The organism is Ruminiclostridium cellobioparum subsp. termitidis CT1112, assembly GCF_000350485.1.
Lineage (GTDB): Bacteria > Bacillota > Clostridia > Acetivibrionales > DSM-1351 > Ruminiclostridium > Ruminiclostridium termitidis.
The window spans coordinates 214,232-234,702 of the sequence record NZ_AORV01000021.1 but is presented as its reverse complement, the minus strand read 5'-3'; the positions used below and the strand labels follow the sequence as shown (position 1 = coordinate 234,702).

Below are 20,471 nucleotides of genomic sequence, written 5' to 3'. Positions count from 1 at the left end.
TAAAACCATTTAATATATAAAACCGGGAATGTAAGTCCCGTCCTCACATATATGCTGGTGTGGCTCAAAGGCAGAGCAGCGGTATCGTAAACCGCAGGTTGTCGGTTCGATTCCGACTACCAGCTCCAATGAAAAAACGTGCAGTTTCAATAGCTACACGTTTTTTGTTGCTCATTCGTAACGAGTAAAGTGACAAGTGCTAATGTGAGTTTCGTATCCAACCATCAACGCTAAGTCATGTCTAAAGGCTATGAGGAAGAACAGTCAGGACTTAAGGAGCGGCGGAATCATCTCACCGAACTGATTACCCGCGCTGAGTCGGCGTATGAAAACATCGATAAATTCCTGCCGATTATACAGAAGTATACTGATATCAATGAACTCAATACGCACATTCTAAATGAACTGATACAGAAAATTGTTGTATATGAAAAGACGGACAATCCTGACGGCAGCAAAAGCCAGCGGGTGGATATCCATTATAAATTCATCGGGTATGTGGAGATGAAAGAGATGTTTGGGCTGCCGATGGTCATGGTAATGGCGAAGGATGTTGAAATTGATGATGTGCTGATAGCAGAAGCCAGAGGAGTGGCGAAAGAGTTTGCGGGATAGAATCCGGATTGTGAATGGAGGAATATCTTAGTATAATAAATCTAAATATCAGAACCTTCCAAGATTAAAACCCCTCGAAATCGATGGGTTTTAATCTTGGACTACTTAAATTACTTCGCAGCGAGGTAATTTATTTTATATACGGAGGTGGATTCGTGGATTATTTTCTGGTATTAATATTTGCTATAATAGTCATTGCTTTGATTGTTGTCTTAACAATTTATTTAAGAAGAAAAGCTATTTTCAATGGCAATGATGTTCTATGCCCTGAAAAATCTGCTTCCATCACTCCCGAGACGCTTGAGGTAGAAAGTGTGCAAGGTGAAATAACCATACCGATAGAACGACTGCCTGCGACGATTAAAATTGAAGAAAAGAGTCTATTTGAAATTACTGACCGTACAGTTATTGCTCGAATTTCACAAACAATTCCAGCTGCAGTGGAAACTGCAGCAAAAACAATTACAAACAAAGCACTTAAAAATGTTGAATTATACAAGGCGGTTATTCCCAGTGGCGCTACACTCGCAGAATCCAAACAAATGGAAGGGGCTGTGCGAGGCTTTTATCGGGGGGCAAAAGGAATTAAAGGGCAAGCAAATTTAGTCAAAGTAGACCCTGCGAAAATTTCCAAGGCTACCAAGATAGCTAATGGTGTTGCAAATGTAATGAATGTTGGCTCATTGGTTGTTGGTCAATACTATATGTCAGAAATTAATTCTAAGATTGAAACTTTGAAGAAGAGTGTAAATAAGATTAGTGATTTTCAAGAGCGAGAATTTAAAAGCCGGATTCTATCATTAATTGCTTTGGTAGGAGAAATATCTAATTTTAGTTCAGAAATTCTGGAAAGTGATGATTTGCGGAATCGGAAACTGCACGCTTTGGATGATTTTAAAAAAGAAGGAACTCAATTACTTCAACAGGTTAATTTATCCATGGATGATATAATAAAGAAAAATCAAAAGCCAGATTACAGGGAATATCAAGAAAAGGTTGATGACTTCAAGATTTTGCTCGAATATCAACAAATATTGATGACAGTATTAGAAGAAATCAGTAAGCTGACATATTTACTTGGTAAAGGCGAAAACTCGAATGAGATGAGCTATTCAATATTTAACACATATCTGCAACAATCAAATCAGATACGGTTGTCATTAGAAGAATGGCATAAAAGACAAGTGGAGTCACATGGCATTGATGTAAATAAGAACCGAAGAAGCAGAAAAGGTATTGAAGGGTTCTTTGCTGCAATACCCGGCTTAATTGATGATGATTTGAATTATAAGGGGCTTGAGGATGGATTAGGGAAAAAAATAGATGCTCAAACAACGCAAAGCCAGTTAATTTCCAATGAGCCTGAAGATATATATGATAAGGACGTTCAGATTGTTATTAAAGAGGGTAAATACTACTATTTGCACGAAGGATCCAATATGCAATAATGATAGAGTAGTAAATGCTGTCTGCAAAATGAAGGCACGTGATCACGGATTGAGTTTCTGCACATAATATGTTATTATAGCGTCAATAATACCAATAAAAAATGCACATTATAATAACACAAGAAAGGAGTTCTTGTTTATGGAGCGTCTCACTTACGGTGAGTTTATCACGAATAAAATAGCCGACATCCCGTATGGTCAGGCATTTCAGACTGACGTCATAGCCGAAGCAATGGCTGAAGAATATAAGGCTAAACCGATTATCAACGTCACCTTGAAACGCCTAGCAGACAGGGGCTTGATTGAGCGTTTTCAAAAAGGCGTTTATTATCGTGCCAAACAAACGGCCTTCGGCAAGGCTCGTCCAAGAGAAGAACTACTTGAAGCACAGCTCCTTACCTGCCGCGGCAATGAAATCATCGGCTATGAGACAGGTTTTTCTCTCATGAACAAAATAGGATTGACAACGCTTGTCCCCACGAAACGTGAGATAGCCACCAATGCCTATCATAAAAATGTAGATGACAGATTCATCATTGTCAGGAAGCCGGTTGTTACAGTCAACGCCGGAAATTTCCGCTATCTGCAGTTCCTCGATGTCATCAGCGACTTGCCGGAGGCGTCTGTTGATGCGGCGAATCCTAAAGCAATACTACACAGCTTCGCAGCAAAAAATAAATTAGACCCTATTGTTGTGCTGACATATGCCAGACGTTTTTATTCGAAAAAGACGCTTCTCATTCTGGTTGATATACTGGTGGAGCAAAATACAAAAAAACCGCAATTCGCCAGCGATTTGTGGTATAATAATACTGTAAAAGGAGTTGATTCTATGTCTCCGGAATTGCATGCTCGTCGTCTGGCAGCAGTAAAGCTTGCCAACGCTGTGAATAAAATAGAAGGCGTCCCTGTCTCCTCTCAAGCTAAAACGCTCTCAGCTAAGTGGGCACGGGGAGAGATTTCAGGCGCGGAAATGAAAGCCACCCTTATAGCAAAGCATAAACAAAGCTAAGGGGGTTGTTTATGAATGATCCGTATCTTTATAAAGACAGCTCTGTTTTGCGCAATTTATTTAATATCCATGACGAGAAGGAATTGGATATTGCCGAAGCGGAACTATCACAAGCCAACATGATGCTGCTTTATGAGCAAGGATTTGATGACTTTTCTACACAGGGAATAAAGACAATTCATAAGGTTCTGTTTGAAGATGTATACGATTGGTCGGGAAAATTCCGGACTATAAACATCCAAAAGCGAGAACCTTTGTTAGCAGGGATAAGCGTTTGGTATGCTGATTCCGACAATATCAAAAAGGATTTGGACTCGGCATGGAAAGCAATTAAAAAAGTTCAATGGGGCCGCCTTAGCCGTGAAGAGTTCGCTGTACAGATTGCCCGGCTGTTCCCTGCACTATGGCAGGCTCATCCCTTCCGCGAAGGGAATACGCGAACCATCGTAATGCTGATGACTTTTTTCGTTGAGCATTACGATTATTACTTTGATAAAGAGCTTTTGGCTGCCAGTGCCGGATATGTTCGCAATGCCTTTGTGATGGCCAGCCTCGGACAATATTCGGAATATGAACACCTTGAAAAAATCCTTCTGGACGCCATCTGTACAGAGGCAATCGAATACAAGGACGATTTAGACCAAGAGGAATCACTTCCTCAAGGTGAGAAATCTGAGAAGTATAAGACAGATTACAAGCCGGTAGCGCATGAATACCGGGCTGACGACGAGGAAAAGGAAAAATAATGTATACTACCTTACGAACAACCAGCGGTTGTCGGTTCGATTCCGACTACCAGTTCCAATGAAGTTAAATCCTCAGAATTGCAATGGTTCTAAGGATTTTTTTATGCATATGTAACAAATGATATGGGTAAGCTGTCTGCTTATCATTAATTTATATGGGCTTTAAGCCTGTTGAGTATGAGTGCGTTTCTCGCAGAGAAATGAGCCATGCGAAACAATAAACTGATAGGCAAACCGATTTCAAAACAACAACTTCAATCAATTTGCGCTGGTTTTGGCAGATACTAACAGAGACCTGGCAAAAACAGAACTTACTCATACTCTCCAGCATTGCCGAATTGCAGCTATTGATGACGGAAAAAGAAATATTGGTAATGGTATGTATTATAAAAGATTATAAATGCTTAGGATTGTTAGCTGGAGGAAAAAAATATGCTTCTGACATTGGAAACAAATCGTCTTATTCTTCTTCCGTGGAAAGTAGAATATGCAAAATATATGCTTGCTTTTGCATCAAGTGAGCGTATTATAAATTCTGCGGGTGGTTGGAACTTGATTGACAGCGAAAAAAAGGCAAAGGATAAAATAGGCAGTTTTATTCGAAGAGAGGCCGACGAGTGGGCAATTGCATTAAAAGCAGATACATTTCCACAAATAATCGGTTCTATTGGCATGAGCAAAGTTGCATTTAAAAATTTAAACTTATGCTTTGACTTTGGGTATTTGCTTGCAGAGGAATACTGGGGTTAGGGGATCGCCGCAGAAGCGGTACAGAAGATAATGCAGTATGCTTTTATAGGCTTAAAATGCGACGTTATGACTGTTTCACATAAGGTTTTTAACCAGCGTTCCAAAAGAGTTATAGAGAAATGCAAATTCAAATTCCGCGGCATATATCCGAAACATAGCCAGGATAACCCTAATGCAAAGGCATGTTACTATCTGACTCGAGAAGACTTTATTGAATTATTTAATATATCGGGAATGAGTTTTGAGTGTATCAATGCCGACGGAATAGACAAGTACAGTAGGAAACCAACGCCAAGAAGCGGTAATTTACAAAAGCAAACCAGGCAGGTCAAGGGAAGTCCTTACAGTCTTGAGAATCCCATAAGAAAAATTAACAAAATAAATTATATAAAAGAACCTACAGGTTATTTATGTGGGCAGTCCTGTATAGCTATGCTGGCTGACGTATCTGTGGACGAAGTCATAGAGGTAATCGGAACAGACAAGGGAACAAATAAACAGGACTTAAAAAAAGCATTGGATTATTATGGTATCAGATATGCTCCCAAATCGGTTAAATATGACCTTGAAAAGCCTTTGCCCGATTTGTGCATAATCAGAATGAAGCTGCCTGGCTATGGTCACTGGGGAGTATTCTATAAAGGATTATATTACGATCCTGAATTTGGTGTATCAAATCAATGCCATAAAGCTGCCAGGATATTTCAGGTTTGGGAAATATATTGTCAATGAAGTCAAGAGCAGATAGTATAGCTTACGTAAAATTTCTACTATCGATCTTCACTAAAGATAATCGGCATGATTTACTAATTTTAACTAATATGAGAAAAATATTTATATAAATCTATTGAAATGCTGTTTCATTGATGATACAATATCAGCAGTTAGCAATAGCTAACTGAATTGGAATAACCGTAAAATATCGCTTAATTATGCTAAAACAAATAATAAAAGTAATTAACCTAAAGGTATTATTTTTTTAGCTGTAATGAAACGGTGTTTTAGTGACAAACTATGGAAAAAGCGGTTGATGATAATTATGATGAACCGAGGTGTTTACGATGAGCCGATACTTTGCTGCTTCCTGTGAGCAGCCGAAAGCGAATAAAATTTTTATATTTCCATATGCGGGTGGAGGCGCTTCTGCTTTTAAAAATTGGCAGGATGAATTTGATGACACTGAAATTTTGGCAGCTCAATATCCGGGAAGAGAGAACCGGATAAAAGAGGAGCCTGTTGACGATCTGGATTTGCTGGTAAAAGAAGTTTTCAATGATATAAAACCTTTAATCAGTGACGGTATTCCGTACTTTTTATTCGGCCATAGCCTGGGAACAAAGGTTGCATATGAATTAGCATTACTTATCCAAAAAAGTAATTTGCCCTATCAGCCAAAAGGAGTCATTATATCGGCCGGTAAAGCACCCTGCTTCAAAGAGAAAAATCCTATACATGAGTTAGACACTGCTAACTTCATCAGGGAAATAAGCAGATTTTCAGGAACGCCAAAAGAGATATTGGGAACAAGGTCATTAATGGATGTATTTATGCCTATGTTAAGAGCCGATTTCAAAATGGATGAAACCTACCATAGAGAAACGGCGGAAAAAATAAATTATTCCGTATTGGCATTAATGGGAGCAGCCGATCCGGAATTAACACTGGAAGAACTCCTAACCTGGAGGGAATATACAAATAAGGAATTCACCTATAAAAGCGTGGAAGGCGCACATATGTTTATTCATACATACAGGGCAATGGCAATAGATTCAATAAAGGATTTTGTAAATAAACAGAAATGTAATAATACATAAGTTGGCAGCCAAAAAAGGAGTATTTCAATATACGGGAGGATAAGTCCATGAATATGCAGACAAAAAACAAACTGGAACAATTCTACAGGGAAAATGTCTGGGAACCCGTTGCATTGGGTCAGGCGCTGTCTTTATGGAGTCAGCAGTACCGGGACAATACAGCTGTCACCGAAAACGGAAGGCAGCTGACCTATGGACAGCTGGAAATTGAGTCCGGGAAAATCGCACAGGGTTTTCGGTGTTATGGTTTTAAAAAGGGAGATAAAGTTGTTTTGCAAATTCCCAATTCCATTGAGTTCATTGTGATAATTTTTGCTCTTTTCAAAGCAGGTATCATTCCGGTTATGGCACTGCCTGCTCAAAGAAAAACAGAAATAAAAGGGATAATGGAAAAGTCAGGTGCCAGGGGCTATATCATTAAAGACAAATATCTGGGTTTTGATTATAAGGAAATGGCAAGGGAAATTGTTAATAAACCGGAAATGGATTTGAAAATAATAGTGATAGGACATAATGATGAATTTACATCATTAAAGGAACTGAAAGCAGACAGAGAATTGTACGAAACCGTGGCTATGGATCATGCAGAGGTGGGTTTATTCCTGCTTTCGGGAGGGACGACCGGAGTTCCCAAGCTCATTCCTCGCCGGCATACCGACTATATATATGTGGCAAAACAAACAGCGGAGAGGTGTAAGCTATCTCAAAATTCCGTATACCTGGCAGCACTTCCCATGGCACATAATTTTCCGTTAGGTTGTCCGGGGGTGATGGGAACCTTAAGTGCCGGCGGAAAGATAGTCATATGCAATGTTACAAGCCCCGATGAAATAATTCCTTTAATCGAGGAAGAAAGAGTGACAATAACGGGACTTGTGCCTGCAATGGCAAGTATGTGCATTGAATTTCTGGAACTGGGTGAGGAGTATGATTTATCGTCTCTGGAGGTGATCCACGTGGGCGGATCAGTACTTGACCCGTACCTGGCCGAAAAGGTGGAGAAAACCTTCAATTGCAAGTTGCAGCAGATATTCGGAATAGCAGAAGGGCTCATATGCTGTACAGGTTTAAATGACAGCGATTACGCCAGATACCATACACAGGGAAGGCCCATATCCCAATATGATGAAGTCTTAATTGTAGATGAAAAGGGAGAAGAAGTACCCGACGGAGAATATGGAGAACTGATTGTAAGAGGTCCCTATACAATTTATGGTTATTACAATCTCGAAGAAGTTAACAAGGTTTGCATATCTGAGGAGTGCTATTTTAAAACCGGGGATAAGGCGAGAAGATTAAAAGACGGCAATTATCAGGTTGCCGGAAGATTGACCGAAATGATCAACAGAGCGGGGGAAAAGATAACTCCGTCGGAAATAGAAGAATTGCTTTTGAAAAATGAGCTCATAGAAGAGGTTCAGGTAGTGGGTATTAAAGATAAACTGCTGGGAGAAAGAATTTGCGCATTTATATTGGATGATACAAAAAGAATGACCTTGAAGGATATCAGAAACTATTTGATCGACAGGGATGTGGCCGCCTTCAAACTGCCGGATCAGATTGTTTTTGTGAACAGCTGGCCCCTTACGGGAGTTGGAAAAATAGATAGAAATAAATTGAGAGAACTTGCCGATGGCAACCTGTGAATTTAGGTGTTGCAGGCCACTAATGGAGAAAAGGTAAAGGAGAGGCTTTGGAAAATGGAAAATAATAATTTAAAAACGGAAGTTGTTGATTTTATACATAAAAAAGTTCTGGAAATGCTGTCTCTTTCTGAGCTTGATGAAAACAGGAATTTAATAGAGGCAGGTTTAAGTTCCATCATGATAATGCAGGTTTCAAATAATCTCAGAAAATATGGTCTCAGGATACCGTTCTCAGGCTTGATTGAAAAGCCTACTCTCGGTGAATGGACTGAATTGATACATGCCTCTGACATAAGGCAAAGTAATAAAAGCCAGGGAACTGTAAAGGTAAATAAAAACAGTGAATTTGATTTGACCGATGTGCAATATGCATATTTTGTGGGAAGAGAAGACGAACAGCCTCTGGGGGGAGTGGGTTGTCATGCATATCTGGAGATAGACGGAGAAAATGTTGACTGCCGGAAACTGAAAGCGGCCTGGAATACCATTCAGAATTATCATCCAATGTTAAGAGCAAGATTTTTGGCAACAGGAAAACAAATTATAATGCCTTCACCGTATTCCAGAGAGATCGGGATATTCAATTTAAGCAGTCTGTCCCAGGCTGCTGCCCAAAAAGAGCTCATTGCTCTCAGAAATGTATTGTCACACCGGAAATTAAAAGTTGAAGCGGGAGAAGTTGCGGGGATTTCCCTGGCACTTTTGCCTGAGGGAAAAACAAGGCTTTTTCTTGATTTGGACCTGCTTGTGGCCGACGTAGCCAGCCTTAGCATCATTATTCGTGATCTGGCCCAGGCATATGAGGGAAAAGAATTCATTCCAAAAGTCCAATATACCTTTCAGGACTATATGGAAAACAGGAAGAAGGACATAAATGATAAGGAACTTAACGAGGATAAAAAGTTCTGGGAAAAGAAAATGTCACAGTGGTTGGTTGAAATACCCAATATCCCTCTGGCAAAAAAGCCTGAACTTGTGTCAAAAACAAGATTCAGCAGAAGGAAGAGTGTTATAGACAAGGAAACCTGGAGTGAAATCAAACGGATATCGGCCAAACATAAATCCACCCCGTCAATGTTTTTGCTTACCTGCTATGCATTGATCCTGGAACGGTGGTGCAATCAGGATTCTTTTCTGATTAATATACCTTTATTTGACCGCAATACCGAAAATGAGGAAATAAGGAGCATGGTTGCCGACTTTACAAATCTCCTTTTGGTGGAGTTTAAAAGAAAGGGCGGTGAAGCCTTTCTGGACACTATGAATAGAATCAGGGACACATTTTTGGAGAATGTAGCTCACTGCGGTTATTCGGGAGTAAATGTGCAAAGGGATATGTTCAAGGCAATGGGCAGTACGGGATTTGTAGCTCCTGTGGTTTTTGCCTGCAATATAGACACTCCTCTTGAAACGGATTTATCCAGGAGGGTTTTTGGGGATATAAGCTATATGGTATCCCAAACACCGCAGGTATGGCTTGATTTTCAAACTTATATCAAAGAAGGCTCACTTATTTTGTGCTGGGATGCGGTGGATGAATTATATCCCGTCGGTTTGCTGGATGATATGTTTAACGCGCTTGTGGGGCTTATCAATACAATGTCCGGAAATGATAACTGGAATACTGTTTTTGACGTACTGCCGGGAAAACAGATTGAACAAAGTAAAGCCGAACTTGATAAAATCCTTCCTCTGAAATATCCCGGCAAATTGCTGATAACTGATTTTCTGGCAAATGCTGAAAAGCAACCTGAAAGTGTTGCTGTTATTGATGGAATTACACAAAAAGAAATCACTTATGGTGAATTATATCATAGAGCTATGGCTATTGCCGATCTATTGGTAAAAGGAGGGATTAAACCGGGAGATTATGTTGGAATAACACTTCCGCGAGGATGTGAACAGATATATGCAATGCTTGGAATATTGTTTTCCGGCGGAGTTTATGTTCCCATTGGAGTGAACCAGCCTGAAGACAGGAGAAAGAAAATATATGAACAAATAGGAATAGATCATATTGTTACAAATACCGAAACAATACATAACTGCCAGTTGTCCGGAGAAGAAATCCGGACAATAAACATGGATGAGGCTGAAGAAAAAATATCCATGAAGAAACCGGTCCCGGTTTCGCCCAAAGAAAGTGCCTATGTAATAATGACATCCGGAAGTACCGGCGTACCAAAGGGTGTTGAAATCTGCCATGAAAGTGCTGTCAATACAATAGATGACATCAACCGGAAATATGGAATAACCCAGGAAGATACGGTTCTCATGGTTTCTGCAATTGATTTTGATTTGTCGGTATATGATGTGTTTGGAATGCTTGCAGCCGGCGGCAGCCTGGTTGTATTGGATGAAGCCGGCTACAGGGACCCTGCCTTGTGGCTTGCTCTGATAGATAAATATAACATAAGCATCTGGAATTCGGTTCCTGTGCTTTTTGACATGCTGGTTACCATGGCCGAAGCGAAAGAAAGAAAAATTAATATAAGAGTTTCAATGCTTTCAGGAGATTGGATAGCACTTGATCTGCCTTCAAGATTTTACAACAGAAGTGAAAATTCCATTGTTGCTGCTATGGGAGGAGCTACCGAAGCGTCTATCTGGTCAAATTATTTGATTGTACCCAGGGAAATTCCTGAAAACTGGGTATCCATTCCTTATGGAAAAGCACTTGAAAATCAGGTGTATAGAGTAATGGACGATTTTGGGCGCATATGCCCCCATTATGTACAGGGAGAGTTATGGATAGGCGGTGCGGGAGTTGCCAAAGGCTACAGGGGGGATAAAGAACTGACCGAAAGGAAATTTATTACAGACTCCATCAAATGGTATAAAACCGGTGATACCGGAAAGATATGGAAGGATGGTACCATTGAATTTTTGGGAAGAAAGGACAATCAGGTCAAGATAAAGGGTTATAGGATAGAACTTGGAGAAATCGAAAGTGCTCTGGAGAAAAATCCGTCTGTTTCCGATTCTATGGTGTGTGTTACAGAAGAGCAGGGAGGCAGGCAGTTATCAGCATATATCGTTTTAAAAGAAAAAGCCGGGCTGGGACCGGAGGAATTAAAAAGTGCCCTGGAAAAATATCTGCCGGGCCATATGATACCTGAAAAATATTATTTTTCGGATAAAGTGCCGTTGCTGGAGAACGGGAAACCTGATAAGAAGGAAATTCACAGGATTTTGAAGGAACAAAAGGATTTGAATATTTTTGTTCCGCCTCAAAATCCATTGGAGGTTGAAATCGGAAAAATATGGGGAGAGGTTTTAAACAAAGAGAAGCTGTCAAGATTTGATAATTTTTTCAAGCTGGGAGGAGACAGCTTAAAGGCAGTTGCAATAGTAACCAGGACCGAAGCTATAGTGAATGTTCCTTTTAATATTTCGGTAAGAATATTGTTTAAAGCTCCTACTATACAAGCCTTTGCATTGGAAATTGATAAATTGAACAATGATTTTGAAGTAGAAGTGATTTAAATTCTTTTACAAGGAGATGAAAGATGGATATTAAAAATTAATAGAGGAATTGCTGGAGAAAGAAATCGTTATCTGGAACCAAGACGGAGCAATAAAGTTCAAAGCTCCAAAAGGCGCAGTAACTGAAGAGATCAGAAGCCTTTTAAAAAATAATAAGACAGAACTTTTAAAATATCTGGATGAAAAAAATAATGTTTTATTTACAGATAATACTGCGGCAAGGTTTGAAAAATTCCCGCTGACCGATATTCAGAATTCTTACGTTATCGGCAGAAATAATATGTATGAATTGGGCGGAGTGGCCTGCCACGGATATCTGGAAGTGGTGTTTGATGAAATTCTGGATATTAATAAGCTTGAAACCGCCTGGAATAAAGTGATCCGGAAACATGACATGCTCCGTGCGGTAATATATGAGGCAGGCTGGCAAATTGTGCAGGAAACAGTTCCTCATATAAAAATTTCTTCCATAAATTTACGTGAAAAGCATGAAAATAATCAAAGAGAGAAAGAGGAATTGAGGACATATCTGGCAAATAAGCAGTATAAACTGGGGGAATGGCCAATGTGCGACATAGCTGTCAGCATGGAGGGAGATAGAAGTGTTGTTCACTTTTCCCTGGATATGCTCATTGCGGATTTTTTAAGTATGAACATCATTTTAAACGATCTGGAGGAGTTTTACAGAAATCCGGAATTGCCCATGGTACCTTCGACTTTATACAGGGATATTATAATGTACCAGAATAATATCAAGCTTTCAAATAATAAGGAACGGCAAAATGCCGTGACCTATTGGGACAGTAAACTGCCGCAGATGGGAGAAGCGCCTGAGCTTCCGGCACTTAAAAAAGCAAATTTAAAAGGGCATGAATTTTTTCAGAAAAAAATTTTTTTGGATGGAGAAGAGTGGAAGAGGTTTTGTAATGTTGCAAAAAATAACAGCATTACCCCTTCGGTGCTTGTGATGTCTGCGCTGGCCGAGGTGGTGTCCCTCTGGTCTTCAAATCACAAGTTTTGCATAAATACCACATTTTTTAACAGACCCCGGGTTGTTGAGGATATCAATAAAGTAGTCGGGGATTTCACCGATGTAAATGTTTTATCGGTTAATCTTGATTTTAAAAAGCCTTTCATCGAAAGGGTCAAAACAATACAGGAAGACCTTTGGGCCGATTTGCAACACAATGCGCTCTCGGGTGTGGAAGTATTAAGAAGACTGACAAAGGAAAGAAAAAAGAATATAATCATTCCGGTTGTTTTTACAAGTACTGTAGGTATTGCAAATGAAGATGACGCTACAGTCAGAAGGACAGTTGAATATAAAATAAGCCAGACGCCCCAGGTATACATCGATTGTCAGGTATCGGACGAAAACGGGGGCGCAAAAATAAATTGGGATGTCAGAGAGGGAGTTTTTGAAGAGCATATGATAGATGATATGTTCGAGAGTTTTTCCGCTTTGATAGCATCTATTTACAGTGATACCGAAAAGGTGTTTTCAGAGACCTATCCGGTGGTTTTGCCCCAAAGCACGGTAAAAGTGAGAAATAGTATCAATGACACCCGGAAGTATTTTTCTCCTCAAATGATGGAGGAAGGCTTCTTGAATTCACTTGAGACTTTCCCCAATAAAACGGCTCTAATAACTGATGACGGTGAATTTACATACAGGGCATTATCCAGATATGTATATAGTGTAGCGGAGGTTTTAAAAGCCAAAGCTGTTGAACCGGGAGATAAAATAGGTATAAATATTGATAAAAATGAATGGCAGGTAGCAGCCGTAATTGCTGCCTTGCTGATGAAAGCAACGTATGTACCCATTGATGTGAAACAGCCGGATGCAAGAAAGAAAAAAATCATAAATACAGCCGGAATCAAAGTGCTGCTCTCAGAAAGGGAAGAGCCTGAATTGCAGCAGGACTGTGACAATGTCAATGTGAGGGGCATTAAATTGTGCGACGGCGGTTTGGAGTGCTTTGAAACGGATAAGGAATACGACCGTCCGGCCTATATCATTTTTACATCAGGAACCACCGGCGAACCCAAAGGAGTGATAATTACCCATAGAGCTGCCATGAATACAATTTTTGATGTGAATGAACGTTATGGCATCGGTGAAGCAGATGTATTTTTAGGTCTGGCAAACCTGTCCTTTGACCTGTCGGTGTTTGATATTTTCGGTTGTTTTCTGGTCGGGGGAACTCTGGTATTGCCCAATTCGGGAAACATAAAAGATCCCAAGTATTTATACGACTTGATTTTGCTTCACAGAGTAAGCGTGCTGAATACGGTGCCGGCACAAACCCAGATGATAGTAAATTACCTGGAATCGGCAGACGGTATAAGAAAAAGCACATTTTTACATGTGGTCATATTGTCGGGAGACTGGATACCTGCCAACTTACCTCAAAGGATGTACGGTCTGTTCCCCGAGACCATGGTAATCAGCAAGGGCGGCGCTACCGAAGCCTCCATCTGGTCCATATATTATGATATAAAAAATAATGAAAGCTTTGATAAAAGCGTACCCTATGGCAGGCCTATGGCCAATCAGGAATTCCATGTACTGAATGAACATTTGCAGCCTTGTCCCGATTATGTGGACGGTAATCTATATATTGGCGGTGTCGGACTGTCTGCGGGATATTTGAATGATGCTGTTCTGAATGCGGAAAAGTATCGCATTCTGCCCGGAACAGGAGAAAGGATCTACAGAACTGGAGACAGGGGCTGTTACAGAAAAGATGGCATTATAATCTTCAAAGGCAGGGAAGCAGGAGATGAGCAGGTAAAAATACATGGTCACAGAATCGAACTGGCTGAAATCAGAGCGGCTTTGATGGAGTATCCCGCAGTGGATTCAGCGGTTACCCTGACAGTGGGAAACCCAACAGAGGAATTAAAAATCAATGCGGTAATATCACCTAAAAGGAAGAGCGGACACAGAGAAACGGCAAAAGATGAAGAAGAAATCCAACTGCTTGACTCAACAGGAAAATCCTATGCCGGAAGCATAGATGAGGATCTGTTGGAAACCTGGACCAGAAAGTCGGAGCTTGTGGTCATAAGTGATATTTATAATGTTTTCGGAAAATGCGGAATATTTCAGGAGCTGCATCAGCCATACCGGTTTGATGATATAACCCGGATAATGAATATTCCGGAGAAACTCCACAAATTAACAAAAAGATGGCTGAAGGTTTTAGTGGAAGAGAAAATTATCAAAGAGCAGGATGAAGCTTACATGCTGATTGAAAATGAACATAATTTTGATTCAGATGCCTTATGGGAGGATTTCTATAAAACAGAAGAAGCCTTTAATTACAGCAGGGAATTTCTTGACTATCTTAAGGAATCCAGTGATTTACTTCCTGAAATGATCCGGGGAAATGAAAATCCATTGAACCTGTTGTTCCCAAAGGGAGATGTAAAGCCTGCTATGGCAGCATACCATGACAATAAGATAAACAGGATGCACAATGGCATTGCAAATGAAGAGATCCTGTATTTATGCAAAAAATCCAATGGGGAAAATCCTGAAAGGGTATTCCGCATCCTTGAGGTCGGAGCGGGAGTGGGAGGAACTTCAATCGACCTGATCCCGGCTTTGGACGGCTGTAATGTGGAATACCACTTTACAGATCTATCGACGTTTTTTCTGAATAAGGCACAGGAGAACTTCGGAAAGTACGGTTGGGTAAAATACGGGATTTTCGATATAAACAAGGAATTTGCATTGCAGGGATATGATGCATTTTCCTTTGATTTGATCCTGTGCGCAAATGTACTGCACAATTCAAAAGATGTGCACTATGTTATGGAAAATCTGCGGAACCTGCTGGTGGAAAACGGAAGCATGATAATTCTGGAGGAAACCCGGATGAGTTATATGCTTCTCACCTCCATGGAATTTAAGGATGGTTTGACCGGATTTTTAGACGAACGTATGGAAGAAGAGACTTTCTTTACTAGAAACCAGTGGGAAAATATCCTTCAAAAGCATAATGGAGAGATAGTTTATCAATTCCCGCAGAAGAACAGTAAGCTGGATTTGTCCGGTCAGACAATTTATATTGCCAGATTCGGAAGCGAATATGAGAAGCTGGAAAAGAACCAGGTCAGGAAGTATCTCCTCGAAACAATCTCTTCATATATGGTTCCTGGCAATATTATCATATTGCCGGCATTGCCGCTGACTGAAAATAAGAAAGTGGATATGAAAAAAATAAGGGCATTTATTGAGAATAGCGAAAGTAATTCCTCGCCGGATGAAAAGGAAATGCCTGAAACAGACCTGGAGAAACGGATAGCCGAAATATGGCGCAGGGAGCTGAAAGCAGTCTCAATCGGAAGAGATGACAACTTCTATAACGTGGGCGGAGATTCTCTTTTAATAGCACAGGTGGTGGGAAAGACCGTAGAAGAAATTGAAGAAGCCAAAGATTGGGAATGGAGTGCCTTGCTGACTGAAATGATGCAGACACCCACAGTCAGGGAGCTTGCCCTGAAAATCCACAAGTTTCACAATGAGAAGGATAGTTTTGTTGATCCTTCCCTGATACAGATAAAAAACAGCAATTGCTCCAATGAAAATTCGGTGGCAAAGGTATTGTTCCATGCCGGAACCGGAACCTTATCGGCATATACGGCTTTACTTTCCCATATCGAAAAGCACAGCAGGGAAAATGAAAGCATACTGGGCTTCTCCTTCGGAAATGAGGCCGAATACGTTTCCATGGAAACACAGGATACCTTTAAGCTGCTGGGGAAAAAATACGGCAGGATTTTGAAACAGCTGGGCTATTCAAATTACATATTGATGGGGCACTGTGTAGGAGGTGTGATAGCTCTGGAAGCTGCCGAATATTTAAAGGAACATGGGCTCAAGGTTTCAGATGTGACATTGATCAGTGCCACCATTCAGAAGAGCAAGGATAATACGGCCTTCAGAGGGCTGACAGACAGCCTTTATGACAGGGCTTTAAAATCCAGCCTGGAGAATGAATTATTATTGGAAAGAACCTTTGCAAAGCTCATCAATGCCAACGAATATAAAGCCGGGTATACTACGGGAGAAGAAACCATGGAGAAGTGCATAGATTACATAGTACGGGAAGGCAATGGCGAAGTTACTGCCGAAGCATTATGCAATTTACAGGGTGAATTTGAAGAGGTCGCCGAGGAATTCCGCAGATTATCCTGCAAACCCATCTCCGAAAGACTGAATAATCTATATGCCACAATAGACAGGGCCGACACGGATTTAATGGAACATGAACGTAAAATGCTAAATACGCTGTTTCATATATTTGCACAGAATTTTGGCTGTGTGGCAAGCCATCAGCCCAGACCCTATTACGGAAATGTAAGGATCTTTTCCTGTGAACAGCAGGGAGCAAGCTTTTACCGGGAATTTTTCGGAGAGGATTTCGACACCTGGAAGCCATATATAAAAGGGGATTTCAGGTATGATATAATTTCTGGCCAGCATTTTGACTGTATTATTGAACCTAACCTGCAAAAGAACATGGATAAGATTCTGGATTTTATATATCAGTGAAAAACACAGGGGTTAACTTTAATGGATAAGATGAGAGAGATAGAACAAGGTGGAAAGAGAGTAGAACCAGATGAACAAGATCAGTTTCAGTAAAGTACTTTTAAGGAGATTGCTGGGGCTTGCCGCAGTCATATTCGGTGTTATAACCTTGAGTTTTTGTTTACAGCTTTTTACCGGAACCGATCCGGCAGAGACTATTGTCCGCAAGCAAAGTGTTTTTGCTACTGAAGAACAGATACAGGCAGTCAGGGAGGAATTGGGACTTGATGCTCCTTTCGGCGAAAGATATGCCGACTACCTGAAAGGTGTGCTTAAAGGTGACCTGGGTACGGCTATAACCAATAAAAAGCCTGTAATGGAAAATATACGGGGAGCACTTCCTGTAACATGTATGCTTATCATTCTGGCAATGTTTTGGGTTGGAGTATTTACAATATTAATAGCAGCCGTTTCGGTGATATTTAAAGGAGGCATTTTTGACAATGTAATGAGGATCATTTGTATCATAGGTATTTGTGTCCCCAGTTTCTGGCTTGCTTTAATATTACTGACTGCTTTTGCAGTTGAAATTCCCATATTTAAGGTTATTTTCGACGGAAGCCTGAAATCCTTGATTTTACCGTCCATATCCATGGCATTTCCGGTAATGTGCATATCTGTGAGAGTGTTAAGGGCCTCGGTATTAAATGAACTGAAAAGTGATTATGTAGCATATGCCAAAGCGCGGGGCTTTACCAATTCCCAGATTGTTTATGGTGAAGTCCTGAGGAATGCACTTCCTGCGGCAATAACTTTATTTGCTCAATACTGTGCGGCACTTTTTGGTACCTCTGCCCTGGTAGAGCGGGTATTTTCCATCCAGGGCCTGGGTTATTATCTTATGGAATCCTGTGAAAGCATGGATATTTATGGCATTTCAGGCTCCATCCTGGTTTGTGCCGTCCTGTTTGTACTATTTAATGCAGCAGCAGATATTCTTTCCAGTATCATATGTCCTGCATACAGGAGGAAGTTAATATGAAAAGAAAATTACAAATAATTATTGGATTGGCTTTGATAGCAGCATTCATTTTTATTGCTTTGCTGGCTCCTGTTTTAGCACCCAATGATCCCAATGCCACCGACCTTTCCAGAAAAAACGCTGCCGCAACAAAAGAATTTCCTCTGGGCTGTGACCAAATGGGCAGATGTGAGCTCTCAAGAATTATGTATGGCGCAAGATATTCCATGGGCCTGTCGGTACCTGTACTGATTTTACTTGCGGCAGTTTCACTGTTTGCAGGCTGCTATACAAGCTATAAGGGCGGAGTAGCAGACGAAATTGCAAGATTATTATGTGAAATATTGATGGCATTCCCCTTAATTGTAATAGCAATGGCACTTGTCACTTCAATAGACAATTCAGTCCTGTGCGTTTTGGCAGCTATCGGTATTTCAATGTCTGCATGGTTTATGAGAATGGTCCGCTCCTATGCAAAAACCGAATGCGGAAAAGAGTACATAGAGTCGGCAAGGATTGCGGGTGCATCGGAACTCCGGATAGTAGCAAGACATTTGGTGCCCAATGTTTTACCGCAGTTTATGGTCTATTTTACAACGGGAATTGCCTCGGCAATTATGGCTGTTTCGAGCTTCGCTTTTTTAGGCATCGGACTTATGGCAGGAACTCCCGAATGGGGGGCCATGCTTAATGAGGCCAGAAACAGTATTTACACAAATCCGGGTTTGATTATCTATCCGGGAATCTGCCTGGTTTTGTGCTGTGCAGGCTTTAACCTTTTAGGAGAGGGTCTTAGAGATTTTATTGGGAGGGAGAATGAAATAAATGTTACTTAATGTCAAGAACTTAAAAATTTCTTTTGCATCCGGGAAAAGTGTAGCGGAGGACATTTCCTTCAAAATTGAAAAGGGGGAAATGCTGTCCATAGTAGGAAGCTCCGGGGCTGGAAAAACAACGGTATGCAGAGCCATAATGGGACTTTTGGGGTCTGATTTCAAAGCAGAAGGAAGTATCAGCTTTAATAATACCGAGCTTTTAAATATTCCTAAAAAAGATCTGCTCAAGATATATGGAAAGGAAATCTGTTTAATAATGCAAAATCCAATGACTGCATTCAATCCGTCCATACGCATTGGCAGACAGATGGAAAAAACTTATCTGAAGCATAACGTAAAGCTGCCAAAAGCTGAAATATTCAAAAAGTGTGAAGCGGTATTGCAAAATCTGGGACTTTCAGATACAAAAAGAATTCTGAAAAGTTATCCTTTTGCACTTTCAGGCGGAATGCTGCAGAGGGTCATGATAGCTACCGCTCTTATAAACAATCCTCAAATTCTGATTGCAGACGAGGCTACTACGGCAATTGATGCCTGCAACAGAATTGAGCTGATGAAGGTACTGAGAAATCTCTGCAAACAGGGAGTTTCCATTCTGTTTGTCACTCATGATTTGTATGCTGCTGCAAATTCAGACAAAATCCTTGTTATGGATAAAGGCAAAGTAATAGAAGCAGGTAGAACAGAGGATATTTTAAATACAAAAGAGCTTTTGAATGCGGCTGTTTAGAAAGGGGTCAGTATAGATGATAGAAATTAAAGACCTGAGTTGTGCTTTTTCTGACAGCCTTTTTTCCAGGAATAAGTTTACAGCAGTATCCCCTCTTAATATAAATTTCAGGAAAGGAGGACGGTATGCAATCGTTGGAGAATCGGGGTCAGGTAAAACCACTCTTGCCAGGATGATTGCAGGGCTTCAAAAACCCAGCGGCGGAAATGTATTCGTTGGAGAAAAACCTGTTTACAGAAAGAATGGAAATTTAAAAGAACACTTTAAAAAAATTCAGATTATCCAGCAAAATTCTCTTTCTGCTTTAGACCCCAAAATGATTGTGGGAAGGTCGATTGAAGAACCTTTAATTTGCTTTTTTCACATGGATAGAACCACAAGAAGGAAAAGATGTGAAGAACTCATGGGAATCTGCAATTTGCCTGCTGACTATTATTCAAGACTCCCCTGTGAACTTTCGGGAGGAGAACAGAAAAGGGTTGCAATTGCAAGGGCCTTGGCTGTTCAACCCCAATGCCTCATCTTTGATGAAGCAACCAATGGCTTTGACTTGCCGTTAAGGAAAAAGATCATTGAAGAAATTATCCAATTACAGGAGTCTATAGGTTTTACCCTGATATTTATTACCCATGATATAGATCTTGCTGTTGAGGTTGCTGATGAAATACTTGTAATGAGAGATTCAAAACTGCTGGAAAAGGTAAAATTCTCAGGCGATATTTCGGTATTCAAAAACGAGTACAGTAAAATCCTGTTGAGAGCAAGCCGGCATAAGCCTGTAAAGCTTTCGTACGAAAGAAATAATTAAAATTTGGTGAAATA

At 40.5% G+C, this 20,471-nt stretch carries 12 protein-coding genes, 1 tRNA gene and 1 pseudogene; all 14 read left to right on the top strand.

Going from position 1 to position 20,471, the window contains the following annotated elements; genetic code table 11:
- Positions 1-53 precede the first annotated feature (53 nt).
- The 14 genes and pseudogenes from CTER_RS05520 to CTER_RS05445 all read left to right on the top strand — a co-directional run bounded on the left by CTER_RS05520 (position 54) and on the right by CTER_RS05445 (position 20,457).
- Positions 54-128: transfer RNA gene (locus CTER_RS05520), tRNA-Thr, on the top strand.
- Positions 129-237: 109 nt separating this feature from the next.
- On the top strand, positions 238-615 hold the full coding sequence (locus tag CTER_RS05515; RefSeq protein WP_004624011.1) for a DUF4368 domain-containing protein: 378 nt from the start codon (positions 238-240) through the stop codon (positions 613-615).
- A 155-nt stretch (positions 616-770) separates the two neighbouring features.
- Complete coding sequence (locus CTER_RS05510; protein WP_004624194.1) at positions 771-2,063, top strand: hypothetical protein; 1,293 nt, start codon at positions 771-773, stop codon at positions 2,061-2,063.
- 139 nt (positions 2,064-2,202) lie between these two features.
- Positions 2,203-3,075 (top strand): antitoxin VbhA family protein, encoded by an 873-nt coding sequence (locus tag CTER_RS28715; protein WP_004624043.1) that lies wholly within the window; start codon positions 2,203-2,205, stop codon positions 3,073-3,075.
- An 11-nt stretch (positions 3,076-3,086) separates the two neighbouring features.
- A complete protein-coding gene (locus CTER_RS05495) occupies positions 3,087-3,821 on the top strand; it encodes a Fic/DOC family protein (RefSeq protein ID WP_004624006.1) in 735 nt (244 codons plus the stop codon).
- A gap of 432 nt (positions 3,822-4,253) precedes the next feature.
- A pseudogene (locus CTER_RS26785) lies at positions 4,254-5,303 on the top strand (GNAT family N-acetyltransferase).
- A gap of 329 nt (positions 5,304-5,632) precedes the next feature.
- Positions 5,633-6,385 (top strand): thioesterase II family protein, encoded by a 753-nt coding sequence (locus CTER_RS05480; RefSeq protein ID WP_004624302.1) that lies wholly within the window; start codon positions 5,633-5,635, stop codon positions 6,383-6,385.
- A gap of 47 nt (positions 6,386-6,432) precedes the next feature.
- On the top strand, positions 6,433-8,031 hold the full coding sequence (locus CTER_RS05475) for a (2,3-dihydroxybenzoyl)adenylate synthase (RefSeq protein ID WP_004624301.1): 1,599 nt from the start codon (positions 6,433-6,435) through the stop codon (positions 8,029-8,031).
- A gap of 54 nt (positions 8,032-8,085) precedes the next feature.
- Positions 8,086-11,517, top strand: a complete 3,432-nt coding sequence (locus CTER_RS05470; RefSeq protein WP_004624121.1) for a non-ribosomal peptide synthetase — start codon at positions 8,086-8,088, stop codon at positions 11,515-11,517.
- Positions 11,518-11,557: 40 nt separating this feature from the next.
- Positions 11,558-17,083, top strand: a complete 5,526-nt coding sequence (locus CTER_RS05465; protein WP_040760364.1) for a non-ribosomal peptide synthetase — start codon at positions 11,558-11,560, stop codon at positions 17,081-17,083.
- 70 nt (positions 17,084-17,153) lie between these two features.
- Positions 17,154-18,104 carry an ABC transporter permease gene (locus CTER_RS05460; protein WP_004624303.1) on the top strand — a complete coding sequence of 317 codons (951 nt, stop codon included), beginning with the start codon at positions 17,154-17,156 and terminating at the stop codon, positions 18,102-18,104.
- The gene (locus CTER_RS05455; protein ID WP_004624069.1) at positions 18,101-18,919 is read left to right on the top strand and encodes an ABC transporter permease; all 819 of its coding nucleotides are present in this window, start codon (positions 18,101-18,103) and stop codon (positions 18,917-18,919) included. Before CTER_RS05460 ends, CTER_RS05455 begins: the two co-directional genes overlap by 4 nt.
- Positions 18,909-19,649, top strand: a complete 741-nt coding sequence (locus CTER_RS05450; RefSeq protein WP_004624238.1) for an ABC transporter ATP-binding protein — start codon at positions 18,909-18,911, stop codon at positions 19,647-19,649. Before CTER_RS05455 ends, CTER_RS05450 begins: the two co-directional genes overlap by 11 nt.
- Positions 19,650-19,665: 16 nt before the next feature.
- On the top strand, positions 19,666-20,457 hold the full coding sequence (locus tag CTER_RS05445) for an ABC transporter ATP-binding protein (RefSeq protein WP_004624036.1): 792 nt from the start codon (positions 19,666-19,668) through the stop codon (positions 20,455-20,457).
- The last annotated feature ends 14 nt before the right edge of the window (positions 20,458-20,471 follow it).